20 protein-coding genes are annotated in these 23,081 nt (G+C 55.9%); 14 read left to right on the top strand and 6 right to left on the bottom strand.

All coding sequences use genetic code 11. The annotated features are described in order from the left end of the window. Nucleotides 1-108: 108 nt before the first annotated feature. A complete protein-coding gene (locus ACTJJI_RS06150; RefSeq protein WP_219279307.1) occupies nucleotides 109-1,089 on the top strand; it encodes an NAD(P)H-dependent flavin oxidoreductase in 981 nt (326 codons plus the stop codon). A gap of 101 nt (nucleotides 1,090-1,190) precedes the next feature. Here the strand turns inward: ACTJJI_RS06150 and ACTJJI_RS06145 are convergent, their stop codons facing one another. After that, nucleotides 1,191-2,249, bottom strand: a complete 1,059-nt coding sequence (locus tag ACTJJI_RS06145) for an SDR family oxidoreductase (protein WP_440653432.1) — start codon at nucleotides 2,247-2,249, stop codon at nucleotides 1,191-1,193. 97 nt (nucleotides 2,250-2,346) lie between these two features. Between ACTJJI_RS06145 and ACTJJI_RS06140 the strand changes: the two genes are divergently transcribed. The 3 genes from ACTJJI_RS06140 to umuC all read left to right on the top strand — a co-directional run bounded on the left by ACTJJI_RS06140 (nucleotide 2,347) and on the right by umuC (nucleotide 5,064). After that, the gene (locus ACTJJI_RS06140) at nucleotides 2,347-3,234 is read left to right on the top strand and encodes a LysR family transcriptional regulator (RefSeq protein WP_063424559.1); all 888 of its coding nucleotides are present in this window, start codon (nucleotides 2,347-2,349) and stop codon (nucleotides 3,232-3,234) included. A 149-nt stretch (nucleotides 3,235-3,383) separates the two neighbouring features. Next, nucleotides 3,384-3,818: a translesion error-prone DNA polymerase V autoproteolytic subunit gene (gene umuD / locus ACTJJI_RS06135; protein WP_043951617.1), complete on the top strand. Its 435-nt coding sequence runs from the start codon at nucleotides 3,384-3,386 to the stop codon at nucleotides 3,816-3,818. Beyond that, nucleotides 3,802-5,064, top strand: a complete 1,263-nt coding sequence (umuC, locus tag ACTJJI_RS06130) for a translesion error-prone DNA polymerase V subunit UmuC (RefSeq protein WP_014831678.1) — start codon at nucleotides 3,802-3,804, stop codon at nucleotides 5,062-5,064. The genes umuD and umuC overlap by 17 nt, the downstream gene beginning before the upstream one ends. A gap of 36 nt (nucleotides 5,065-5,100) precedes the next feature. Here the strand turns inward: umuC and ACTJJI_RS06125 are convergent, their stop codons facing one another. Next, nucleotides 5,101-5,964 carry an aldo/keto reductase family oxidoreductase gene (locus ACTJJI_RS06125; protein WP_440653428.1) on the bottom strand — a complete coding sequence of 288 codons (864 nt, stop codon included), beginning with the start codon at nucleotides 5,962-5,964 and terminating at the stop codon, nucleotides 5,101-5,103. Nucleotides 5,965-6,106: 142 nt separating this feature from the next. Between ACTJJI_RS06125 and tcp the strand changes: the two genes are divergently transcribed. After that, nucleotides 6,107-7,768 (top strand): methyl-accepting chemotaxis citrate transducer, encoded by a 1,662-nt coding sequence (gene tcp / locus ACTJJI_RS06120; RefSeq protein WP_014831676.1) that lies wholly within the window; start codon nucleotides 6,107-6,109, stop codon nucleotides 7,766-7,768. Between the two features lie 37 nt (nucleotides 7,769-7,805). Here tcp and smrA read toward each other — a convergent pair whose 3' ends face one another. Together smrA and ACTJJI_RS06110 are read right to left on the bottom strand one after the other, a co-directional pair. Then, nucleotides 7,806-8,369 (bottom strand): DNA endonuclease SmrA, encoded by a 564-nt coding sequence (gene smrA, locus ACTJJI_RS06115; protein WP_014831675.1) that lies wholly within the window; start codon nucleotides 8,367-8,369, stop codon nucleotides 7,806-7,808. Between the two features lie 355 nt (nucleotides 8,370-8,724). Continuing rightward, nucleotides 8,725-9,636 carry a LysR family transcriptional regulator gene (locus ACTJJI_RS06110; RefSeq protein ID WP_014831674.1) on the bottom strand — a complete coding sequence of 304 codons (912 nt, stop codon included), beginning with the start codon at nucleotides 9,634-9,636 and terminating at the stop codon, nucleotides 8,725-8,727. A 175-nt stretch (nucleotides 9,637-9,811) separates the two neighbouring features. Between ACTJJI_RS06110 and ACTJJI_RS06105 the strand changes: the two genes are divergently transcribed. The 7 genes from ACTJJI_RS06105 to uspE all read left to right on the top strand — a co-directional run bounded on the left by ACTJJI_RS06105 (nucleotide 9,812) and on the right by uspE (nucleotide 16,978). Next, nucleotides 9,812-11,122, top strand: a complete 1,311-nt coding sequence (locus ACTJJI_RS06105; RefSeq protein WP_083021686.1) for a M20 family metallo-hydrolase — start codon at nucleotides 9,812-9,814, stop codon at nucleotides 11,120-11,122. After that, nucleotides 11,122-12,567 carry a M20 family metallopeptidase gene (locus ACTJJI_RS06100; protein WP_163280950.1) on the top strand — a complete coding sequence of 482 codons (1,446 nt, stop codon included), beginning with the start codon at nucleotides 11,122-11,124 and terminating at the stop codon, nucleotides 12,565-12,567. Before ACTJJI_RS06105 ends, ACTJJI_RS06100 begins: the two co-directional genes overlap by 1 nt. 41 nt (nucleotides 12,568-12,608) lie before the next feature. Continuing rightward, nucleotides 12,609-14,135, top strand: a complete 1,527-nt coding sequence (gene abgT, locus ACTJJI_RS06095; protein WP_083021688.1) for a p-aminobenzoyl-glutamate transporter — start codon at nucleotides 12,609-12,611, stop codon at nucleotides 14,133-14,135. A 10-nt stretch (nucleotides 14,136-14,145) separates the two neighbouring features. After that, the gene (gene ogt, locus ACTJJI_RS06090; RefSeq protein WP_014831670.1) at nucleotides 14,146-14,661 is read left to right on the top strand and encodes a methylated-DNA--[protein]-cysteine S-methyltransferase; all 516 of its coding nucleotides are present in this window, start codon (nucleotides 14,146-14,148) and stop codon (nucleotides 14,659-14,661) included. Nucleotides 14,662-14,844: 183 nt separating this feature from the next. Beyond that, nucleotides 14,845-15,597: a fumarate/nitrate reduction transcriptional regulator Fnr gene (fnr, locus tag ACTJJI_RS06085; RefSeq protein WP_006174991.1), complete on the top strand. Its 753-nt coding sequence runs from the start codon at nucleotides 14,845-14,847 to the stop codon at nucleotides 15,595-15,597. 168 nt (nucleotides 15,598-15,765) lie between these two features. Beyond that, entirely contained in the window at nucleotides 15,766-15,918 is a 153-nt protein-coding gene (locus ACTJJI_RS06080; protein ID WP_014831669.1) for a hypothetical protein, read from the top strand. 109 nt (nucleotides 15,919-16,027) lie between these two features. Further along, nucleotides 16,028-16,978, top strand: a complete 951-nt coding sequence (uspE, locus tag ACTJJI_RS06075) for a universal stress protein UspE (protein ID WP_014831668.1) — start codon at nucleotides 16,028-16,030, stop codon at nucleotides 16,976-16,978. Between the two features lie 121 nt (nucleotides 16,979-17,099). Here uspE and pntB read toward each other — a convergent pair whose 3' ends face one another. Beyond that, nucleotides 17,100-18,488: a Re/Si-specific NAD(P)(+) transhydrogenase subunit beta gene (gene pntB, locus ACTJJI_RS06070; protein WP_014831667.1), complete on the bottom strand. Its 1,389-nt coding sequence runs from the start codon at nucleotides 18,486-18,488 to the stop codon at nucleotides 17,100-17,102. A gap of 10 nt (nucleotides 18,489-18,498) precedes the next feature. Then, nucleotides 18,499-20,028, bottom strand: coding sequence for a Re/Si-specific NAD(P)(+) transhydrogenase subunit alpha (gene pntA / locus ACTJJI_RS06065; protein WP_014831666.1), 1,530 nt, complete (start codon nucleotides 20,026-20,028; stop codon nucleotides 18,499-18,501). A 534-nt stretch (nucleotides 20,029-20,562) separates the two neighbouring features. Here pntA and ydgH point away from each other — a divergent pair. Beyond that, nucleotides 20,563-21,507: a DUF1471 family protein YdgH gene (ydgH, locus tag ACTJJI_RS06060; RefSeq protein WP_046887924.1), complete on the top strand. Its 945-nt coding sequence runs from the start codon at nucleotides 20,563-20,565 to the stop codon at nucleotides 21,505-21,507. 184 nt (nucleotides 21,508-21,691) lie between these two features. Continuing rightward, a complete protein-coding gene (locus tag ACTJJI_RS06055; protein WP_014831664.1) occupies nucleotides 21,692-23,074 on the top strand; it encodes an amino acid permease in 1,383 nt (460 codons plus the stop codon). The last annotated feature ends 7 nt before the right edge of the window (nucleotides 23,075-23,081 follow it).

The following is a 23,081-nucleotide window of genomic DNA, read 5'->3' as shown; positions in this document are numbered from 1 at the left end:
ATAATTTTGGCTATTTTTCCAAACAATCTTGCGGCCTACACTCTCTTCCACTCAAACGCGAGGCCGTCTCATCCGGCCACCTGATTTATTTGTGAGGGATATTCCGCTATGAAAAATAACCGTATCTGCCAGATCCTGGGCATAGAAAAGCCTGTTATCCAGGGCCCCTTATCATGGTTGACGGATGCCCGCCTGGTCGCCGCCGTCAGTAACGCCGGAGGGCTTGGTGTGCTGGGGCCCAATGCCGGGTTAACCGCCGGGACCGCTGTGTCCACGCCAGAAGAAACGGCCGAAAAAATGCGGGAAGAAATTCGCAAGACCAAACAGCTGACCGAAAAACCATTCGGGGTGAACCTGATCCCCACACGTGAGAACGATATCTGGACACTACCTATTCTGCGGGTAATTAAAGAAGAAGGCGTCAGGGCCGTGGTGTATACGGGCTATGGCGAAGGCTCCCTTATCCCGGCGCTGTTCAATGAGCTAAAAGAGGCGGGTATCAACATTATCTACCGCGACATTAATCCAACCCCGGAAAATACGCGCCTTGCGGAAGAGGCAGGCGCGGACATTATCGTGGCCACCGGTTTTGATGAGGGCGGAACTTTACCCGGTAAGGTGCTGGGTACCTTTTCAATCGTGCCGCTCATTGCCGATGCCGTGAAGAACATTCCGGTGATGGCAGCGGGCGGTATTACCGACCATCGTACAGCCAGAGCGGCACATGCCTTAGGTGCCGAAGGCGTATTTGCAGGCTCGGTCTTTATCAGTACGGAAGAAAGCCGGGTGCCACAGCTGGTCAAAGATAAAATCATTGCCGCCAATGGCCTTGATTTGCTGCTTTTCCGTACCGTGCCCCACTACTACCGCTCTCTGCCTGGCAAACTGGCTGAAAAACTGGCGTCGATGGATCACGCTGGCGCAAGCAATGAGGAGTTGGGCAACGCGATGGGCGGATTACGTGGCTTACGTCTCGGTATGCTGGAAGGCAACACCGATGAAGGCTATCTCTCGTTTGGTACGGGGATCGGCAGTATTCGCAGTGTGAAAAGCGTCGCCGCGGTCGTCGATGCGTTAACGGTTGACTGAGTGCTCTCTTCTGGCTGGAACGTCTCTGCATGCCGCATGGCGGCATGCAGAGCGTGAATTTACTGTCGACTTGCGCATTCGCGTTTTTTACAGCCCCCTTGTCAGGGAATAATGCGTGCCGCCCTGAGCTGTGCGAACAGGCTGAAAAACATCTCGTCGGTGGCCCGCATGGCGGTGAACCCGGCCCGACGCAGCTTGCTGCCATCGCCAAACATGTCGTAATGCCAGCCAAACACGAAGTCGGCAAACTGTCCGTCGTTCAGCTGCAAAATCTCGCTTTCCACCAGCCCGCGAGCTGCGGCAAGTTCGCGCCATACCGCACGGTAGTCCGTAAACAGCTGCTGAAATGAGAGCCGGACCGGGGGGGCAGACTCCAGTTCAAACCAGCGTGCAATGCGTGGCCACAGCTCGCTCCAGCGCCAGATATCCCCGTTATTCACGTTGAATGCCTGGTTCTCTGCTGCCGGCGACGTGGCGGCCCACATGGTCGCCTCTGCCAGCAATTCGCCGTCGGTATGATCAACAATGCTGTGCCAGGTCTGTTCAGAGCCGGGAAAACGCAGCGGTAAATTCAGCGCCTTACACAATGAGGCGTACAGCGCGATGCTCAGGGCAAGATTCATGGTGTTGCCTGGCACCGTGCTACCCACCACACCCGGTCTGATGGCGATCCAGTGCCACTGTTTTCCGCGTTGAAAATCGCTAAGCCACCTGAGCTGGGCCGCATTAAACTCTGCCCCCGGTACGCCGGGATCGCTTTCACGTGCCGGGGTTTTAAACGGGCCAAGATGCGCGCCGTAGACTTTGTAGCCCTGCATCAGGCTGACCGTCTCAAGAGGGGCCGTGTTTTCGAGATTACTGACCAGATGGCGCAGCATGGTGACGTTCGGTTCAACCATCTCTGTCCAGTTCGCGGCGTTGACCCAGGCGCTGTAAAACACATGAGTGATCCCGCTGAGCGATGACAGTGCCCGCGCGCTGTCCTGCGCATCCAGTAAATCGACATTAACCATCGCAATGCCGTCAGGGTGAGATACCGCCTGGCGGCTCAGGCCAATGACCTCCCACTGATGGCGCAAAAGCGTTTTGACCAGCTGGTTGCCAACAACCCCGCTGGCGCCAGCGACCAGTGCGACCCTGTGTTGCTGCGTCTTATTCATGGTGTTTCTCCGAAAGGGGTGACAGACACAGTGTGATCTATTATTTTTTCCTGATATATCCCCCGAATCCGATGGCATTTATAAGCAGAATCACGAAATGAATAATAAGCTCAACGCCATTTCCACCTTTCTGCGCGTCGCCGAAGCCGGCTCCTTTTCTGCTGCCGCCCGCCTGGCCGGGATCAAGCAGTCCGCCGTCAGCCAGCAGATCGCCGCCCTTGAGGAAGAGCTCGGTGTGGTATTGCTGCATCGTACAACGCGCAGGATGAAGCTCACCGCGCAGGGTGAACGTTACCGGCGGGATATGCAGCTTGTGCTGGAGGCCATGCAGGAAGCGGAGCGACGCCTGAACCCGGTTGAGCATCAATATCAGGGAGCCGTACATGTGCAGTTGCCGAGCGGCCTGGGCCAGATCGTGTTGCCGCGCCTGCTGACACTACAGCGCATGAATCCCGAATTACATCTGCAGATTTCGCTTGATGACCGCATCGCCGATCTGGTCACCGAAGGGGTGGATGTGGCGCTACGACTGAGCGCAGAGCCTCCGCAAACCCACGCGGCACGCGTACTGGCACGCATTGAAACGCTGCTCTTTGCCGCCCCGTCATTCCCGCCGGTAGAGTCCGTGTACGCGCTGGCGGCGCTTCCCCACGTGCGATTCAGCGGTATCCCGCTGGACGCACCTCTTCGCCTGGTTTCTGATGACGAAACGATTGATATTTCAGTGAATACCGTTTTCCGGGCCAATACCAGCGACGCCCTGTTACAGGCGCTGGAGGCAGGCATGGGTATTGGCGGTATGCAACTACCACTCGCGGCACGGGCGTTGCAAACCGGTACGCTGGTGCCGGTACTCCCCGCGTGGCGGTTACCCGACCGCTTTCTCTATGCGGTTTACCCGGACGCTCGCTTTATTCCACACAGGGTCAGAAGCGTTGTCGGGGTCATAGAACAGCTACTGCCTGAAATAATTAAGAAAAATTAAACATTCCTGGATGCATACCCGCCAGCGCGCCTTGTTGAACTAAAATTTTTCGACTTTCAACGAGTTCCGGAAAATTCCCCTCCCGTCTCTTGATCGTTCTGGTTAATCATGAATACTGTATATAAACACAGTGATATGAGTTAACCATTATGCAGTTGATCTCTCCTTTGGGGCCTGATGCCACGCTATTGCTTCCGTTGTTTATGGAGCGGGTGCCCTGTGGCTTCCCCAGCCCGGCTCAGGATTATGTCGAGGACAGCCTTGACCTGAACAAGCTGGTGATCAAACACCCCAGCGCGACCTATTTTGTCAGGGTGAGCGGTGATTCGATGATTGGCGCAGGGATCAGCCATGGCGACCTGCTGGTGGTTGACCGTTCGTTAACCGCCGTTCATGGCGATATTGTGATTGCGGCGGTCGCGGGCGAATTTACCGTGAAGGAGCTGCAAACGCATCCGCGTCTTCAGCTCATCCCCCATAATCCTGACTACGCGCCGGTCGTTTTTGCCGCGGAAGACGAGCTGGAGATCTTCGGCGTTGTGACGTTTACCCTGAAAGCTAACCGCCATGTTCGCGCTCGTTGATGTAAACAGTTTTTACACCTCCTGCGAGACGGCGTTTCGGCCCGACCTTAAGGGGAAACCCGTGGTGGTCGTTTCAAATAACGACGGGTGTATCATTTCCCGTTCAGCAGAAGCAAAAGCATTGGGGATCGGCATGGCCGGTCCCTACTTCAAGCTGAAGGATGAGCTGAGACGCCAGAAGGTACACGTCTTTAGCTCCAATTATGCGCTGTATGCGGATATGAGCCGCCGGGTGATGACCATCCTTGAAGAGATGGCCCCGAGAGTGGAGATCTACTCGATTGATGAAGCCTTTCTGGATCTGACGGGCATCAGCCACTGCATGAGTCTGGAGGCGTTCGGGCAGGAAATCCGCCAGCGCCTGTACAAAGAGACCGGACTGCTGGTCGGGGTGGGCATTGCGCCCACCAAAACCTTAGCCAAGCTGGCTAACCATGCCGCCAAAACCTGGAAGAAAACCAACGGCGTGGTGGATTTATCGAATATCGATCGTCAGCGTAAACTGCTGTCACTGGTACCGGTCAGCGAAGTGTGGGGCGTCGGGCGCAGGATCAGCAAAAAACTGAATCTGATGGGGATCGAGTCTGCCCTGCATCTGGCGGAATGTTCAAGCTGGGTGATCCGTAAACACTTCAATGTCGTGCTGGAAAGAACTGCCCGCGAGTTACGCGGTGAACCGTGTCTGGCGCTGGAAGAGTTTTCGCCAACAAAGCAACAAATCATCTGCAGCCGCTCCTTCGGCAGCCGTATCACCCGGTATGACGATATGCACCAGGCGATCTGCGCCTATGCGGAACGCGCCGCCGAGAAGCTGCGCGAAGAGAAACAGTTTTGCTGCTATATCAGCGTGTTTATTCGCACCAGCCCGCATGCAGAGGATGAGGTTTTTTATGGTAACCAGGCCTCCGGCAAGCTGACGATCCCCACCAACGATACGCGGGATATTATCAGGGTAGCTATCGAGTCATTGAACCGAATCTGGAAAGAGGGGCATCGCTATATGAAAGCAGGCGTCATGCTCAGTGACTTTTTCAGTCAGGGCGTGGCACAGCTTAGCCTGTTCGATGAACACCCACCGCGGCCAGACAGCACAGCCCTGATGCAGGTTATCGACCGCCTTAACCGTTCAGGCCGGGGGTCTGTGTGGTTTGCGGGCCAGGGGGCGGTGAAATCCTGGGCGATGAAGCGGGATATGCTGTCGCCCTGCTACACCACGCGCTATTCCGATTTACCAGTCGTTAAATAACAAAGCCCGGATCCCTCCGGGCTTTTTTATGCGTGATTACACCAGCGCATTCAGCGTAGCCAGTGCGTCAGGCGGTAACACCAGATCCCCTGCCGCGAGGTTTTGCCGCAGATGCGCCACGGAAGAGGTTCCCGGGATCAGCAGAATGTTTGGAGAACGTTGCAGCAGCCAGGCCAGCGCAACCTGCATCGGTGTCGCCCCCAGGTCGTCCGCCACCGCCTGCAGCCCGGAAGATTGCAGCGGCGTAAAACCGCCCAGCGGGAAGAATGGCACATAGGCAATCCCCTGCTTCGCAAGCGAATCCACCAGCGCATCGTCACTCCGGTTCACGATGTTGTACATGTTTTGCACACACACCACGGGTACCATCTTCTGCGCCTCGGCAACCTGCGTGGCCGTGACATTGCTCAGACCAATATGTCGCACCAGCCCTTGCTGCTGTAGCTCGGCCAGAGTGGACAGCGGTTCAGCGATCGAGCCTTCCGCCGGTCCGTGTGTGCTAAACATAATCCGCAGGTTAACCACGTCCAGCACATCCAACTGCAGATTACGCAGGTTGTCATGTACCGCCCGGGTCAGCTCCTGCGCGGAAAAGGCCGGCAGCCAGGCACCTTTATCGTCGCGGCGCGCACCGATTTTGGTGACGAGGGTCAGATCGTCCCGGTACGGATGCAGCGCCTCACGGATCAGCTGGTTAGTCACATGCGGACCATAAAAATCGCTGGTATCGATATGATTCACGCCCGCCGCCACGGCTTCCCGGAGCACCTCCAGCGCGGCATTTTTGTCCTTCGGTGGCCCAAAAACGCCCGGCCCGGCAAGCTGCATCGCGCCGTAACCCAGTCGTTTTACCGTTCGCGTCCCGAGCGCGAATGTCCCGCTTTTATCAATGCTGCTCATGTTCACCTTCCTCATCTAAATGATCCGGATTTACAACAGGTTCCTGTCGGGAACCCTTAGTTAAGCGCGAGTTAAATTAAAGTTTAAATTCCCTACGACGATAGTATTTGTGTACCCCTGCACTTTCTTACGGACGACCGCTATGCTGAAAAATCTGCACGTGATTACCGGAATTATCTTTGCTCTCACCATATTCTGCCTGCTGCAAGTTGTCACGGGAGGGTTGTTCTACTCTGCCGTCAGCAACGATCGCCATAACTTCCAGAACTCCGGGGTGCTTAATGCCCAGCAGGAGAGCCTGAGCGACAGCGTTAACACCCTTATCAAAACGCGCGTCACCGTGACGCGAGTGGCGATCCGCTACCTGAAAAATCAGCGCGATCCGGCGTCCCTGGAGGCGATCAACAAACTGCTTGGCACCGCGGGCGACTCTCTGGCTAAAGCTGAAGCCTATAACAAACAGTGGCAGGCCCTGCCGCAGGTTAACGGCCAGAATGCGGCGCTAACCGACGAGATGCTGAAATCCTGGAACCAGATGCATGAAGTGATGCGTCTGTCGATTGAGTATCTGCGTGCCGACAACTACCAGGCCTATGGCGATCTGGATGCGCAGCAGGCGCAGGATGCTATGGAAGCGGTCTATAACCGCTGGCGTGCCGAGAACAATACCCTGCTGAAAGCCGCTACCGAAGAGAACCAGAGCAGCTTTACCCAGATGCAGTGGACGCTGGCGGCAATTTTCCTGGCCGTTATCGCCGTGCTGGTGGTGATCTGGCAGGGTTTACAGCACCTGCTGTTAAAACCGCTGAAAACCATTATGAACCATATTCGCACCATTGCGGCGGGCGATCTGACGCAGGATATCACCCTCTCTGGCCGCAATGAGATGGGCCAGCTGGCGGCCGGTTTGCATGAGATGCAACAATCTCTGGTCACCACGGTCAGCGCCGTACGCGGTAGTACCGACTCCATCTACACCGGCGCAGGCGAAATTGCTGCCGGAAGTAACGATCTTTCCGCCCGTACGGAAGAACAGGCCGCCTCGCTGGAAGAGACCGCTGCCAGCATGGAAGAGCTGACCGCAACGGTGAAACAGAACTCCGACAACGCCCGTCAGGCGACCCTGCTGGCGAAGAACGCGTCTGAAACAGCGGCGCGCGGCGGTCATGTGGTGGATAACGTTGTCCGCACGATGACGGAAATTGCCGACAGTTCGCAGCAAATCGCCCACATCACCGGCGTGATTGACAGCATTGCCTTCCAGACCAACATTCTGGCGCTGAACGCCGCGGTAGAAGCCGCGCGTGCCGGGGAACAAGGTCGTGGCTTTGCGGTAGTTGCCGGGGAAGTGCGTACTCTCGCGAGCCGCAGCGCGCAGGCGGCAAAAGAGATCAAGGGCCTTATCGAGAACTCTGTCAGCCGCGTGAATACCGGCTCTGAACAGGTTAGCGAAGCCGGTGCAACGATGAAAGAAATTGTGGCGGCAGTGACCCGCGTGACCGATATTATGGGCGAGATTTCGTCTGCGTCTGATGAGCAGAGCCGCGGTATTGAACAGGTGAGTCTGGCCGTTTCGCAGATGGACAGTGTCACCCAGCAAAACGCCGCGCTGGTACAGCAGTCCGCCACGGCGGCAGCGGCGCTGGAAGATCAGTCCGAACAGCTGCGCCAGGCGGTGGCGGCGTTTCGTCTGAGCGGCAAACAACAGGCCGCTGCCCCCCGCCCAACAAATGTGAAAACACCGCAGCTGTTGCGCCCGGCCACGGCAAGCACCGCCACCGACAGCAACTGGGAAACGTTCTGAGTGCTGTGCGGGCGAGAATATCGCCCGCCACGGCCCGTTAACGGCTGCGCTTGGCGTGCCGTTCCCAGTTCTCCTGTTTTGCGTCGTCGGATTTTCGCAGTGAAACATAACAGGCCCCGCTGCCGCCGTGATGCGGCAGCGCCACGCAGAAGGCCTGCACTTCCTCAAACTCGGTTAACCAGCGCGCCAGATAGCTACGCACCACGTTGGGATGAGCATTCTGTTCGCGCCCTTTTCCATGAATGATAATTAAATTACGTAATCCGTCGCGTCCGGCCTGGCGAATAAAGGCGTACAGCATCTGGCGGCAACGCTCGGCAGGCTGACGTAACAGGTTCAGGCTGGCCTGGCGGGAGTATTTCCCGGAACGCAGCTTATCCATTACGCCCTGTTGTACCCCTTCACGCTGGAACGCCAGCGGCTCATCCAGGGGCAGAAGTTCCAGAAAACCCAGGGTCAGGAAGTTATCCAGCTGCTCGGCATCAATCTCCTGGCGCGCCCGCGTATTGCGGCTCGGCTGCCAGTGAATATCTGCGCAGCGCTTCAGGGGCTGGACATCCTCCATGGCGTCAAGAAACAGTGATTTGTCGTCAGGGTTCATGGAAATCCTCCGGCTACATCTGAGTCTGTACTATACCTTTGCGGGGAACAGGCCTCAACAACCGCTATCCCGCTGAGGGTGGGCCTGATATTAACCTGATGAAAAGCGATAACAATGTCCGCATAAATTTAATTGCCACTTAACTTAAGTTTCAGCAAAAATAAAACTTTCGATTTGCGTTAAAATTTCATGAAATCAATCACTCAACCGCCTTTCATTTTGAGAGAAAGCTGTTATAACTACATTAACCTGCCCCATGGATATAACATCCAGGATCTGCGAAAGGACGCACTGCTGTGTGTACTGTAGGGTCTGTCTGATGTCGGACAGACTCTGTTTTTTTATAAATGATTTTTCATGCCGCGGTTATTTTCCGCGCCTCTCGTCTGAATTGCGTAATTAACGATTCGGTAAGCGGAGTCTGACGGGAATCCCGGCGCTGAATTAAATAATAAGCCGCTTTTGGAAGTGATTCGACAACCGGCAGCATGACCAGACGCCCCGCCAACAGTGGGTCACAGCCCAACTCCTGCGGCAATATGCTTAAAAAATCGCTTTGAGCGACAAGGCTAATACACGACGAAAAGGTTTCGCAGACCACGCCGATACGGGGTATTTGCGAGCGGTGGCTAAATACATCCTCTAACTGCTTATAATAACTTCCCCGCGGGGTGGGCATGGTCCAGTTATAATGCAGCAGATCGTTAATGGAGGTTGCTCCCGTCGCCGGATGCCCCTCCCGACAAAATACAGCAAACGGTTTTTCTAATAGCTTTTCAAACGTAAATTCATGATCGTAAGGCCCCTGATAATAGGTATTGATGGTGAAATCCAGTTCGCCCTGGCGTAATTCATTGATCATCGATACCAGTTGCCCTTCCATAATCCGCACCTTGACCTGCGGATGCTGAGCATGAAAGCGGGTGATCACCGCGGGCATCAGGCTTCGTGAAATACTCGCCCCCATACCGATATTGATCTGCCCGGCCAGCTCGCCCTGCCGCTGACGAATGTCATCCTGGGCCGCGCGCAGCTCTTCCAGAATCAGCCTGGCGCGCTGATAGAAGCCTTCACCACACTCGGTTAACGCCACGCCTTTACTGCGGCGTACAAAGAGCTGCGCCGCCATACCCTCTTCCAGCTCTTTGATCGATTTGGTCAACGCCGGTTGCGACAGATTCAACGTCCTGCTGGCGCCGCGAATGCTGCCCTGACGCGCCACTTCAACGAACGCCCGAATTTGATGAAATTTAATCTGAAATGACATAGCCCGACCGATAACTGTTGTTTATCAGAGTAAAGAAACTGTCATCTACTTTAATGGAAAGGGATGTGCGAGGGTAATTCCTGAACGGTTAAAACTGTGAAAAATCGGTTAGTGATAAGTAAAAACTATCACAGCGTGAAGCAGTTCACATATTTTAATGATGACAGGAACAGATATGGACTCACTGGCGCAGTACATCCAGACCTTAGCCCCGCAACTGAGCACATGGCGTCGCGATTTTCACCATTTTGCCGAATCCGGCTGGGTGGAATTTCGGACTGCCGCGAAGGTCGCGGAAATCCTGGACCACCTGGGGTATGACCTGGCGATGGGCCGCGACGTGGTGGATGCCGAAAGCCGTATGGGGTTGCCGGATAACGCCACCCTGACGCGAGAATTTGCCCGCGCCCGGGCGCAGGGCGCGCCCGAAAAATGGCTCGCACCGTTTGAAGGCGGCTTCACCGGCCTGGTTGCCACACTGAATACCGGCCGTCCTGGCCCGACGCTGGCGTTTCGCGTGGACATGGACGCCCTCGACCTGGGTGAAGCGCTTGACGACAGCCATCGCCCGTTCCGCGACGGCTTTGCCTCCTGCAATCCGGGCATGATGCACGCCTGTGCGCACGACGGCCACACCACGATTGGCCTTGGGCTGGCGCACGTGCTCATGCGCAGCAAAGCGCAGCTGAACGGCACCATCAAACTGATCTTCCAGCCAGCGGAAGAAGGCACACGCGGCGCACGCGCCATGGTGGCCGCCGGGGCACTGGACGGGGTGGACTATTTCACCGCCATTCACATTGGTACCGGGGTGCCTGCCGGGACGGTGATCTGCGGCAGCGATAATTTTATGGCGACAACCAAGTTTGACGTGACGTTCACCGGCGTCGCCGCACACGCGGGCGGTAAACCGGAAGAAGGCCGTAACGCCCTGCTCGCCGCCGCCCAGGCCGCGCTCGCGCTGCACAGCATTGCGCCACACAGCGGAGGGGCTTCCCGGGTGAACGTAGGGGTGATGCAGGCCGGCAGCGGGCGCAACGTGGTGCCCGCCCATGCCCTGCTCAAGGTCGAAACCCGTGGCGAGAGCGAGGCGATCAATCAGTATGTGTTCGAACGCGCACAATCCGTCATTACCGGTGCCGCCGCGCTGTACGGCGTGACGGCTGAGATGCGTCTGATGGGGGCTGCCACCGCCAGCGCTCCGACACCTGCCTGGGTGGATTATCTGCGCCAGCAGGCAAGCCAGGTGCCCGGTGTGGAACAGGCCATTGATAAGGTCAAAGCCCCGGCCGGCTCCGAAGACGCCACGCTGATGATGGCTCGCGTGCAGGAAAACGGCGGCATGGCCTCCTACATGGTGTTTGGCACCGATTTGAGCGCCGGACATCACAATGAAAAATTCGACTTTGATGAGCGCGTCATGACCGTCGCTATCGAAACGCTGGCGCGCACTGCGCTGAATTTCCCCTGGACGCGAGGTGTGTAATGCAGGAGAACTACGCTTTTATTGCCGATGCAATCGACACGCGATGTCGGACGTTCACCGACATTGCCGACGAAATCTGGGATCATCCGGAAACCCGCTTTGAAGAGTTCTGGTCCGCAGAGCGGCTGGCCAGCGCGCTGGAAGCGGAAGGCTTCACCCTGACCCGTGAGGCTGGCGGCATTCCGAATGCCTTTATCGCCAGCTTCGGCAGCGGTACACCGGTAATTGCCCTGCTCGGCGAATATGACGCCCTGGCCGGATTAAGCCAGCAGGCACACTGCGCGACGGCACACGCCACCACGCCCGGTGCTAATGGCCACGGCTGCGGACATAACCTGCTCGGCACCGCGGCGTTGGCGGGTGCCGTTGCGGTGAAAAGCTGGCTGGAGCAGCACGGCGGGCGTGGAACCGTGCGTTTTTATGGCTGCCCCGGCGAAGAGGGCGGCTCCGGTAAAACGTTTATGGTTCGTGAGGGCCTGTTTGACGACGTTGACGCCGCAGTCACCTGGCATCCGGAAGCGTTTGCCGGCATGTTTAACGTCAGTACGCTGGCCAATATCCAGGCCGCCTGGCGCTTTAAGGGCGTGGCGGCGCACGCGGCTAATTCTCCGCATCTGGGGCGCAGCGCGCTGGATGCAGTGACGCTGATGACCACCGGCACGAACTTCCTCAACGAACATATTATTGAGAAAGCGCGCGTCCATTACGCCATTACCGATACCGGCGGCATCTCCCCCAACGTGGTACAGGCGCAGGCCGAAGTGCTGTACCTGATCCGCGCCCCGGAGATGGCCGACGCGCAGCAAATCTACGCGCGGATTGAGAAGATTGCTCAGGGTGCGGCGTTGATGACCGAGACCACTGTTGAGTGTCGCTTTGATAAAGCCTGCTCCAGCTACCTGCCAAACCGCACGCTGGAAGCAGCGATGTATCGTGCCCTGCAGCATTACGGTACGCCAGCCTGGACGGAGGAAGAACGCGCCTTTGCCCGGGAGATCCGCACCACCCTGACGCCAAACGATCTGCAAAACAGCCTGAAGAATATTGCCGCAACCGGGGGTGATGAAGGTAAAGCCTTTGCCCGCCGCCACCAGGAGACCCTGCTGGTGGACGAGGTCGCGCCTTACGCCATCACCGACAACGTGCTGGCAGGCTCAACGGACGTGGGTGATGTGAGCTGGAAGATGCCCGTCGCCCAGTGTTTCAGCCCCTGCTTTACCGTCGGCACGCCGCTGCACACCTGGCAACTGGTGGCGCAGGGGCGAACGTCCATTGCCCATAAAGGCATGCTGCTGGCCGGAAAAGTGATGGGCGCCACCGCGCTGAATCTGCTGCAGGATGCAGCGCTGCTGAAAAAATGCCGTGAAGAGTTTGAACAACAAGTACAAGAAAAACCGTACGTGTGTCCGATCCCACAGGGCGTGACACCGTCACCTTTAAAATAAAAAAACACAACACAACAACACAACAGTCCCGAGGAACGCCCATGAGTATGTCATCCATACCTTCGCATTCCCCATCCGGTAAGCTCTATGGCTGGGTTGAAAGGATCGGTAATAAAGTGCCACATCCTTTCCTGCTTTTTATCTGGTTGATCGTGGTTTTGATGGTGGCGACAGCCGTGCTGTCCGCCTTAGGGGTGAGCGTGCGCAGCCCGGCCGATGGCAGCATGGTAAGCGTAAAGAACCTGCTGAGCATTGAAGGGTTGCACTGGTTTTTACCGAATGTGATTAAAAACTTCAGCGGTTTTGCGCCGCTGGGCGCCATTCTGGCGCTGGTGCTGGGGGCCGGTCTGGCAGAGCGCGTTGGCCTGCTCCCCGCGCTGATGGTGAAAATGGCCTCTCACGTCAGCGCACGCTACGCCAGCTATATGGTGCTGTTTATCGCGTTTTTCAGCCACATCTCTTCCGATGCCGCGCTGGTGATCATGCCGCCGATGGGGGCACTGATCTTCCTCGCCGTCGGGCGTCACCCCGTGGCGGGTCTGCTGTCGGCCATTGCCGGTGTAGGATGCGGTTTCACTGCCAATCTGCTGATTGTCACCACCGATGTCCTGCTTTCGGGGATCAGCACTGAGGCGGCGAAAACAATCGATGCGACCATGCACGTCAGCGTGATCGACAACTGGTACTTTATGGCCAGTTCGGTGATCGTCCTGACGCTTGTTGGCGGGCTGATTACCGATAAGATCATCGAGCCGCGGTTAGGGAAATGGGAAGGCCGTAGTGACGAAAAGCTGGAAACGCTGAGCAAAGAGCAACGCGTTGGCCTGCGCGTCGCCGGGATAGTCTCGCTGGTATTTATCGCGATGGTGGCGCTGATGGTGGTGCCGGAGAACGGTATCCTGCGCGACCCGGTGAAACATACCGTCCTGCCCTCGCCGTTTATTCAGGGCATTGTGCCGCTGATCATTCTGTTTTTCTTTGTCGTGTCGCTCGCGTATGGCATCGCCACCGGCAAAATCCGCCGCCAGGCCGATCTGCCGCAGTTGATGATTGAGCCGATGAAGGAGATGGCGGGCTTTATCGTGATGGTCTTCCCGCTGGCCCAGTTCGTCGCCATGTTTAACTGGAGCAACATGGGCAAATTTATGGCCGTTGGCCTGACCGATGCGCTGGAAGCCGCCGGCTTAAGCGGCGTCCCGGCATTTGTCGGTCTGGCGCTGTTGTCGTCACTGCTGTGTATGTTTATCGCCAGCGGATCCGCCATCTGGTCGATTCTGGCGCCCATCTTCGTACCGATGTTTATGATGCTGGGCTTCCATCCGGCCTTTGCGCAGATCCTGTTTCGTATCGCCGACTCCTCGGTGATCCCGCTGGCGCCGGTTTCGCCGTTTGTGCCGCTGTTTTTGGGCTTCCTGCAGCGCTATAAACCGGAGGCGAAGCTGGGTACCTACTATTCGCTGGTTTTACCCTATCCGCTTATCTTTTTAGGGGTATGGCTGGTGATGTTGGTGGCGTGGTATCTTGTCGGCCTGCCGATTGGACCGGGGATCTACCCGAGGCTGAATTAAAGGAACGACGATGCTGAGATTACTCGAAGATAAAATTGCAACGCCGCTTGGGCCATTGTGGGTTATCGCGGACGAGCAGTTCCAACTGCGCGCCGTGGAATGGGAAGAGCACAGCAACCGTATGGAAGAGCTGCTCAACATCCATTACCGCGCCCAGGGGTTTGAGCGAATCAGCGCCAACAACCCGGGTGGACTGAGCGACAAGCTGGCGGCGTACTTCGAGGGCGATCTCAGCATCATCAATGACCTGCCGACCGCCACGGCCGGTACGCCATTCCAGCGCGAAGTCTGGCAGGCGCTACGCGATATTCCGTGTGGCCAGGTCATGCACTACGGCCAGCTCGCAGAGCAGTTAGGCCGCGCGGGCGCGGCGCGAGCGGTGGGTGCCGCGAACGGTTCTAATCCTGTCAGTATCGTGGTGCCCTGCCATCGTGTGATCGGCCGCAACGGCACCATGACCGGCTATGCCGGTGGCGTACAGCGCAAGGAGTGGTTACTGCGTCACGAGGGGTATCTCTTGCTGTAATTCCCAGGCTTTTTGTGCTTAATTTTCTTCCGGTTAGGCTAAAAATCCATAATCAAGCTGTGGAATTTCAAGAAGATGGCAACACGTTGCCGTCTCATGTCCTTATTGATGGTTTGCCAGGCTTACGTACTTACCAAAAAGATGTTAAAATTGACCAATATCAATTAAGGCTTGAGCAAACCTATGATCCCGGAAAAGCGAATTATACGACGCATTCAGTCTGGCGGTTGTGCTATCCATTGCCAGGATTGCAGCATCAGCCAGCTCTGTATCCCGTTTACCCTGAATGAGCATGAACTTGATCAGCTTGATAATATCATCGAGCGCAAAAAGCCTATTCAGAAAGGGCAGACGCTGTTTAAAGCCGGAGACGAACTGAAATCGCTCTATGCTATCCGTTCTGGCACCATCAAAAGCTACACCATCACCGAACAGGGTGATGAGCAGATCACCGGCTTCCATCTGGCGGGTGACCTGGTCGGCTTTGACGCCATCGGGACGGGCCATCACCCGAGCTTTGCTCAGGCGCTGGAAACCTCAATGGTCTGCGAAATCCCGTTTGAAACGCTGGACGATCTGTCAGGCAAAATGCCGAACCTGCGTCAGCAGATGATGCGTCTGATGAGCGGTGAGATCAAAGGCGATCAGGACATGATCCTGCTGCTGTCCAAAAAGAACGCCGAAGAGCGCCTGGCCGCGTTTATCTACAACCTCTCCCGCCGCTTCGCAGAGCGTGGTTTCTCTCCGCGTGAGTTCCGTCTCACCATGACCCGTGGCGATATTGGTAACTACCTGGGCCTGACCGTGGAAACCATCAGCCGTTTGCTGGGGCGTTTCCAGAAAAGCGGCATGCTGGCCGTTAAAGGTAAATACATCACCATCGAAAACGGTGAAGCGCTGGCTGTTCTTGCCGGCCATGCCCGCAACGTGGCATAAAGCCCACGAATGATTGATGCCAGGCCGATAAATTTTTATGATTTATTGGTCTGGCAGGTAAGCACACCACTTCCCGCCCCTGCGACAGACATCCCCCGCTGCTGAAAGGTTCTCGTTGAGGTTAAATTGAGAGAAAGTTTATTTTTCGTTTCAGTTGTTATTGCCTCCGTGACCTTCATTTTCATCTGGATCATGCTTGTCGGCCCGATGAAGGGAGAGGAAAAAACCTACGTACAGGATTCGACCACGTTTGCCATCGTGGTGATGGTCCTGCTGTTGATCGCGTTTATCGCGGTGACCACGACGGTGCTGTTCTTCTGATAAATTTTCATGAATTATTGATCTGGCAAAACCCCACCTCTGTTTCATTCAGGATATATAGGTTACTCTTTTAATTACAGACTGTGGTGACAGTAGTAAGGAGACCTGTATGGCAAAGTATCAAAACATGCTGGTAGCTATCGATCCTAATCAGGACGATCAGCCGGCATTACGACGTGCTGTGTATTTACATCAACGGATTGGTGGCAAAATCAAAGCGTTTTTGCCGATCTATGACTTCTCGTATGAGATGACCACCCTTCTGTCGCCTGACGAGCGTACCGCTATGCGTCAGGGAGTGATCAGCCAACGTACCGCGTGGATCCGCGAACAGGCCAAGTACTACCTGGAAGCGGGTATTCCTATCGATATAAAAGTGGTCTGGCATAACCGCCCCTTCGAAGCGATCATCCAGGAGGTGGTCGCTGGTGGGCACGATCTGCTGCTGAAAATGGCGCACCAGCACGACAAGCTGGAATCGGTGATCTTCACGCCGACAGACTGGCACCTGCTGCGTAAATGCCCGTGTCCGGTCTGGATGGTGAAAGATCAGCCGTGGCCTGAAGGCGGCAAAGCCGTCGTGGCAGTAAACCTGGCAAGCGAAGAGGATTATCACAATTCGCTGAATGAAAAGCTGGTCAAAGAGACGCTGCTGCTTGCTGAGCAGGTTAACCACACTGAGGTGCATCTGGTCGGTGCTTACCCGGTTACCCCCATCAATATTGCCATCGAACTGCCAGAATTCGACCCAAGCGTGTACAACGACGCTATCCGCGGTCAGCACCTGCTGGCCATGAAAGCGCTGCGCCAGAAGTTCAGCATCGATGAGAACATGACACATGTCGAGAAAGGGTTACCTGAAGAGGTGATCCCGGATTTAGCAGAACATCTGCAGGCAGGGATTGTGGTGCTGGGCACCATCGGCCGGACCGGTATTTCTGCCGCGTTCCTGGGCAATACTGCCGAACAGGTGATCGATCATCTGCGCTGCGACCTGCTGGTCATCAAGCCGGATGAGTATCAGACACCGGTTGAGCTGGATGACCCGGAAGACGATTAACCCGTAAGATGAAAAAAACCGTCGGAGAACCGGCGGTTTTTTTTGCCGGATGGCGGCGTCGCCTTACCCGGCCTACGGGTTGGGTAGGCCCGGTAAGCTTGCGCCACCGGGCTTTACACCCTCAGAGTGATTTCAGAATCGCATCCACGCTGGCTTTGGCATCGCCAAACAGCATGTGGGTGTTCTCTTTGAAGAACAGCGGGTTCTGAACCCCGGCATAGCCGGTGTTCATGGAGCGTTTGAAGACAATGACGTTCTGCGCCTTCCACACTTCCAGAACCGGCATCCCGGCGATTGGACTACGTGGGTCATCCTGTGCCGCCGGGTTAACGGTGTCGTTAGCCCCGATAACCAGGACGGTGTCGGTGTCGGCGAAATCATCGTTGATCTCGTCCATCTCCAGCACGATGTCGTAAGGCACTTTCGCTTCCGCCAGCAGCACGTTCATGTGGCCTGGCAGACGCCCCGCCACCGGGTGGATGCCAAAGCGCACCTTGATGCCGCGCGCGCGCAGCTTCTCGGTGATTTCAGCAACCGGATACTGCGCCTGCGCCACCGCCATGCCATAGCCTGGGGTGATAATGACCGAGTGCGAGTTTTTCAGCATCTCAGCTGTATCTTCCGCGCTGATCTCACGATGCTCGCCCACTTCTTCGTCAGAGCCGGTAGAGGAACCGTCAGAGCCAAAACCGCCGGCGATAACGCTGATGAACGAACGGTTCATCGCCTTACACATGATGTAGGACAGGATCGCACCGGAAGAGCCCACCAGCGCACCGGTGACGATCAACAGGTCGTTGCTCAGCATAAAGCCAGCCGCCGCGGCTGCCCAACCGGAGTAGGAGTTGAGCATTGACACAACAACAGGCATATCTGCCCCACCGATGGACGCCACCAGGTGCCAGCCGAACGCCAGGGCAATGATGGTCATCACCAGTAACGCCAGTACCTGCAGACCGACGCTTTCGGTACGCACGAAGACCACCAGCAGCACAAACGACACCACCAGCGCCGCCAGATTCAGCTTATGACGATTTGGCAGCATCAGCGGCTTGGAGGAGATCTTACCGCGCAGCTTGCCGAACGCCACAATTGAGCCAGTGAAGGTCACCGCACCGATGAAGATACCCAGGAACACTTCGGTCAGGTGAATGTTGACCAGAATGGGCTCCATACCTGGTTCGTGGTACAGGTAGCTGTTGAAGCCCACCAGCACCGCCGCCAGACCCACGAAGCTGTGCAGGATCGCCACCAGCTCCGGCATCTCGGTCATCTCAACGCGTTTTGCCAGACGAATACCAATCGCCCCGCCGATGATCATCGCCACCAGGATCCAGGCAACGTTGCCGGTATCGGGTCCGAAGATGGTGGCAATCAGCGCAATCGCCATCCCGGCGATACCAAAGTTATTACCCTGCTGAGACGTTTCGTGTTTGGAAAGTCCCGCCAGACTGAAAATAAACAGGATTGCAGCAACAATGTATGCGGCTGTCACTAATCCTCCAGACATATGCTACCCCTTAGCCTTTACGAAACATTTTCAGCATGCGCTGAGTCACGGTGAAACCACCGAAAATATTGATACTGGCGATCAGTACCGCGACAAAGCTCAGGAAGCTAATCCAGCCGCCGTGGCCAATCTGCAGTAACGCCCCGACCACGATAATCCCGGAGATGGCGTTGGTGACCGACATCAATGGCGTATGCAGCGCATGGGAGACGTTCCATACCACGTAGTAACCCACCACGCAGGAGAGCGCGAAGACGGTAAAGTGGCCGAGGAACTCTTTTGGCGCGACATCGGCCAGCCAGCCAAACAGAATAATCGCCAGCGCCATGAGCGCGTATTTACGCCACGGGGAAGCCGGTTTAGCAGGCTCTGTTGGCTCTGGCGCTGCTTTCGGTGCAGCCTGAGGCTGGGCAGAAACCTGAATCGGCGGCGCAGGCCAGGTGATTTCACCTTCGCGGACTACGGTAACGCCGCGCACAACCACATCGTCAAAATCAACGGTGATATTGCCGTCTTTCTCTTTGCAGAGCAGTTTCAGCAGGTTAACGAGGTTAGTACCGTACAGCTGAGAAGACTGCGTTGGCAGGCGACCTGGCAGGTCGGTGTAGCCGATCACCTTCACACCGTTGGCAGTGGTGGAAATCTGATTCGGCACGGTATATTCACAGTTGCCGCCGTTTTGCGCCGCCAGATCGACAATCACGCTGCCCGGCTTCATGGAGTCGACCATCTCACGGGTGATCAGCTTCGGTGCCGGTTTACCCGGGATCAGCGCGGTGGTAACAATAATGTCCACCTCTTTAGCCTGAGCGGCAAAGAGTGCCATTTCCGCTTTGATAAAGGCTTCGGACATGACCTTCGCATAACCATCACCGCTGCCCGCTTCTTCCTTGAAGTCCAGTTCAAGGAACTCGGCGCCCATACTTTGAACCTGCTCCTTCACTTCCGGACGGGTGTCAAACGCGCGCACGATAGCGCCCAGGCTGTTTGCCGCACCGATCGCCGCAAGGCCGGCCACGCCTGCACCAATCACCATCACTTTCGCCGGTGGCACTTTACCTGCCGCGGTGATCTGACCGGTAAAGAAACGACCGAATTCATGGGCGGCTTCAACGATTGCACGGTAACCCGCGATATTCGCCATTGAACTCAGTGCATCCAGAGACTGCGCACGCGAAATACGCGGCACGGAGTCCATCGCCATTACCGTCACGCCACGCGCTGCCAGCTTCTCCATCAGCTCTGGGTTTTGCGCAGGCCAGATGAAGCTCACCAGTGTGGTGCCAGGGTTGAGCAGTTCAATCTCACTCTCTTCCGGCGCATTCACCTTCAAAATAACAGGTGACTGCCAGACTTCAGCACCGTCCACCACGTCCGCGCCAGCCTGAATAAAGGCCTCGTCATCGAAACTCGCCAGTTTGCCCGCGCCGCTTTCAATGGCGACGGTAAAACCCAGTTTAAGCAGTTGCTCCACCGTTTTTGGTGTTGCCGCTACGCGGGTTTCATTGGCAAACCGTTCTTTTGGTACCCCAATACGCATAGTTTTCCCTTCCATCGGTTTTTGATGATGGTTTGTCGATAAATGCCCGAGGTTGTATCAATTTTCGCCATTGTGAGAGCGGCAGAAGATGATTAACCCCGGAAAATAAAACAGTAACAAACTTTCTATAACCTACTGAAAATAGCGCCCGCGATCTACCGCCCGAAAACACTATTTCTTACTTTATCTGTGAAAAATAAGTGATCCGCGTCGCTGACAGAGATATTTACCTTAAATTCATTGTCAGGACCGATAATTCGCGCAAGCGAAGCGATAAAAACATGATATAGCGCCATAAGAGATCAACTCATTAACATTAAATTAACTTGTGAAAGTCATAAGCTTTATCACTTTTGCTTGTCAAACGCCTGTTTTTTCAACATATCACTAAATGTTATCGAATCAGATCATCCTGTGAGCACAGGCTGTGAAAAATGGCGCAGACAGCGACAGGTTTTAAATGCCATAATCGGGACCGTCTCAAATTAACAACAATACCAGTACATGGTTTGCGCAAGGCGAAGGATTATTTTTATGAAGCTTAAGAACACACTCCTGGCGTCCGCACTTCTTTCCGCGACCGCCCTGTCTGCGAATGCCGCGACAGAGTTAACGCCGGAGCAAGCGGCAGCGTTAAAACCTTTTGACCAGACGGTCATTGTGGGTCGTTACAACTCTATTGGCGATGCTGTTACCGCCGCATCAAAAGCCGCTGATAAAAACGGCGCAGCGTCGTTTTACGTGCTTGACCAGTCCGATCAAGGCAATAGCGGCAACCAGCGCGTGACCATTGCGCTGTACAAAGAGAATGCGCCAAAAGCTGACGCGCCGAAAAACCGCGTGATCAACGGCGTCGTTGAACTGCCTAAAGATCAGGCGATTGAGCTGGAACCGTATGACACCGTTACCGTTCAGGGCTTCTACCGCAGCCAGCCTGAAGTGAACGATGCCATCACCAAAGCCGCGAAACAGAAAGGGGCTTACTCGTTCTACATCGTGCGTCAGGTGGATGCTAACCAGGGTGGCAACCAGCGTATTACCGCGTTCATCTATAAAGAAGATGCGAAAAAACGCGTTCTGCAAAGCCCGGATGCCATCCCGGCTGATTCAGAAGCCGGTCGCGCGGCATTAGCGAAAGGCGGCGAAGAAGCGAAGAAAGTCGAAATTCCAGGCGTAGCAACCTCCGCAGCGCCAAGCGCTGAAGTGGGCCGTTTCTTTGAGACGCAATCCACGAAAGGTGGCCGTTACTCCGTTACCCTGCCAGACGGCACCAAAGTTGAAGAGCTGAACAACGCCACCGCTGCGCAGATGGTGCCGTTCGACAGCATCAAGTTTACTGGCAACTACGGCAACGGTACGGAAGTCTCTTATCAGGTCGCGAAGCGTGCGGCGAAGAAAGGGGCGAAGTTCTACCACATCACCCGCCAGTGGCAGGAACGTGGTAACAACATGACCATCAGCGCCGATCTGTACAAGTAACAAAACCCTTCATCAAAGGCGGCGTAATGCCGCCTTTTTTGTTACTTTTTTTGAATTTCTGCTACACATCATTGCATGCGTTCGTGACACTCCGTAAAATCCCGCGCCTTAGTGTGATCCACCATTTTTATGCGCCTGTGCGAAATAATTATTCTGGATTTGGACCTTTCATAACAGGAAGCCAATGGAAAAGAAACTTGGCCTGAGTGCTTTAACTGCACTCGTTTTAAGCTCAATGCTGGGTGCGGGGGTATTCAGTTTACCGCAGAATATGGCGGCCGTTGCAAGCCCTGCCGCACTGCTGATTGGTTGGGGGATTACCGGCGTTGGCATTTTGCTGCTGGCCTTCGCCATGCTGCTGCTGACCCGTATTCGTCCCGATCTCGATGGCGGTATTTTCACCTACGCGCGGGCCGGTTTTGGGGAACTGATTGGCTTCTGTTCCGCGTGGGGTTACTGGCTGTGTGCGGTGATCGCTAACGTCTCCTATCTGGTTATTGTCTTCTCGGCGCTCAGTTTCTTTACCGATACGCCCGAGTTGCGTCTCTTTGGTGACGGCAACACCTGGCAGTCGATTGTCGGTGCGTCGGTGCTGCTATGGGTCGTACACTGGCTCATTTTGCGCGGCGTCCAGACAGCGGCGAGCATTAACCTGGTGGCGACGCTGGCCAAACTGGTTCCGCTCGGGCTGTTTATCGTGCTGGCGTTTATGGCATTCCGTCTGGATGTGTTTAAACTCGATTTCACCGGCCTCGCGCTGGGCGTCCCCGTCTGGGAGCAGGTGAAAAACACCATGCTGATCACCCTGTGGGTATTCATTGGTGTTGAAGGTGCGGTGGTGGTCTCTGCCCGCGCGCGCAATAAGCGCGACGTGGGGCGCGCCACGCTGCTGGCAGTGCTGGCGGCGCTGGGTGTCTATCTGCTGGTGACGCTGCTCTCGCTGGGTGTGGTAGCTCGCCCGGAACTGGCGGGAATGCGTAACCCGTCCATGGCCGGATTGATGGTGAAAATGCTCGGTAGCTGGGGCGACGTGGTGATTGCTGCGGGACTGATTATCTCCGTCTGCGGAGCCTACCTCAGCTGGACCATCATGGCGGCGGAAGTACCGTTCCTGGCAGCCACGCACAAAGCGTTCCCGCGTCTGTTTGCCCGTCAGAATAAAAACAGTGCGCCGTCAGCATCGCTCTGGTTGACGAATATCAGTGTTCAGGTCTGTCTGGTGCTGATCTGGCTCACAGGTTCGGACTATAACACCCTGTTGACCATCGCCTCGGAGATGATTCTGGTACCCTATTTCTTAGTGGGTGCGTATCTGTTAAAAATCGCCACCCGCCCCGCGCATTATGCGGTGGGGATCGGCGCCTGTATTTACGGCCTGTGGTTGTTGTATGCTTCCGGGCCTATGCACCTGCTGCTGTCGGTGGTGCTGTATGCACCGGGCCTGCTGGTGTTTATCTATGCCCGACGGACTCATCAGCTGGAGAACGCACTCAAACGCCGTGAAATGGCCCTCATCGGGCTGTTACTGGTTGCTGCCGTACCGGCAACCTGGATGTTAATGGGATAGCCCTGCC

The organism is Enterobacter sp. 22466 (assembly GCF_052044775.1).
GTDB lineage: Bacteria > Pseudomonadota > Gammaproteobacteria > Enterobacterales > Enterobacteriaceae > Enterobacter > Enterobacter dissolvens.
Note: the sequence above shows the minus strand (reverse complement) of the source record. Positions and strands in the feature narration are given on the sequence as shown.

What these genes read in the sequence shown, in the direction of transcription:
- ACTJJI_RS06150 (WP_219279307.1), top strand. Translation starts at nt 109, where the DNA reads ATGAAAAATAACCGTATCTGCCAGATCCTGGGCATAGAAAAGCCTGTT.
- ACTJJI_RS06145 (WP_440653432.1), bottom strand. Translation starts at nt 2,249, where the DNA reads ATGAATAAGACGCAGCAACACAGGGTCGCACTGGTCGCTGGCGCCAGC.
- ACTJJI_RS06140 (WP_063424559.1), top strand. Translation starts at nt 2,347, where the DNA reads ATGAATAATAAGCTCAACGCCATTTCCACCTTTCTGCGCGTCGCCGAA.
- umuD (WP_043951617.1), top strand. Translation starts at nt 3,384, where the DNA reads ATGCAGTTGATCTCTCCTTTGGGGCCTGATGCCACGCTATTGCTTCCG.
- umuC (WP_014831678.1), top strand. Translation starts at nt 3,802, where the DNA reads ATGTTCGCGCTCGTTGATGTAAACAGTTTTTACACCTCCTGCGAGACG.
- ACTJJI_RS06125 (WP_440653428.1), bottom strand. Translation starts at nt 5,964, where the DNA reads ATGAGCAGCATTGATAAAAGCGGGACATTCGCGCTCGGGACGCGAACG.
- tcp (WP_014831676.1), top strand. Translation starts at nt 6,107, where the DNA reads ATGCTGAAAAATCTGCACGTGATTACCGGAATTATCTTTGCTCTCACC.
- smrA (WP_014831675.1), bottom strand. Translation starts at nt 8,369, where the DNA reads ATGAACCCTGACGACAAATCACTGTTTCTTGACGCCATGGAGGATGTC.
- ACTJJI_RS06110 (WP_014831674.1), bottom strand. Translation starts at nt 9,636, where the DNA reads ATGTCATTTCAGATTAAATTTCATCAAATTCGGGCGTTCGTTGAAGTG.
- ACTJJI_RS06105 (WP_083021686.1), top strand. Translation starts at nt 9,812, where the DNA reads ATGGACTCACTGGCGCAGTACATCCAGACCTTAGCCCCGCAACTGAGC.
- ACTJJI_RS06100 (WP_163280950.1), top strand. Translation starts at nt 11,122, where the DNA reads ATGCAGGAGAACTACGCTTTTATTGCCGATGCAATCGACACGCGATGT.
- abgT (WP_083021688.1), top strand. Translation starts at nt 12,609, where the DNA reads ATGAGTATGTCATCCATACCTTCGCATTCCCCATCCGGTAAGCTCTAT.
- ogt (WP_014831670.1), top strand. Translation starts at nt 14,146, where the DNA reads ATGCTGAGATTACTCGAAGATAAAATTGCAACGCCGCTTGGGCCATTG.
- fnr (WP_006174991.1), top strand. Translation starts at nt 14,845, where the DNA reads ATGATCCCGGAAAAGCGAATTATACGACGCATTCAGTCTGGCGGTTGT.
- uspE (WP_014831668.1), top strand. Translation starts at nt 16,028, where the DNA reads ATGGCAAAGTATCAAAACATGCTGGTAGCTATCGATCCTAATCAGGAC.
- pntB (WP_014831667.1), bottom strand. Translation starts at nt 18,488, where the DNA reads ATGTCTGGAGGATTAGTGACAGCCGCATACATTGTTGCTGCAATCCTG.
- pntA (WP_014831666.1), bottom strand. Translation starts at nt 20,028, where the DNA reads ATGCGTATTGGGGTACCAAAAGAACGGTTTGCCAATGAAACCCGCGTA.
- ydgH (WP_046887924.1), top strand. Translation starts at nt 20,563, where the DNA reads ATGAAGCTTAAGAACACACTCCTGGCGTCCGCACTTCTTTCCGCGACC.
- ACTJJI_RS06055 (WP_014831664.1), top strand. Translation starts at nt 21,692, where the DNA reads ATGGAAAAGAAACTTGGCCTGAGTGCTTTAACTGCACTCGTTTTAAGC.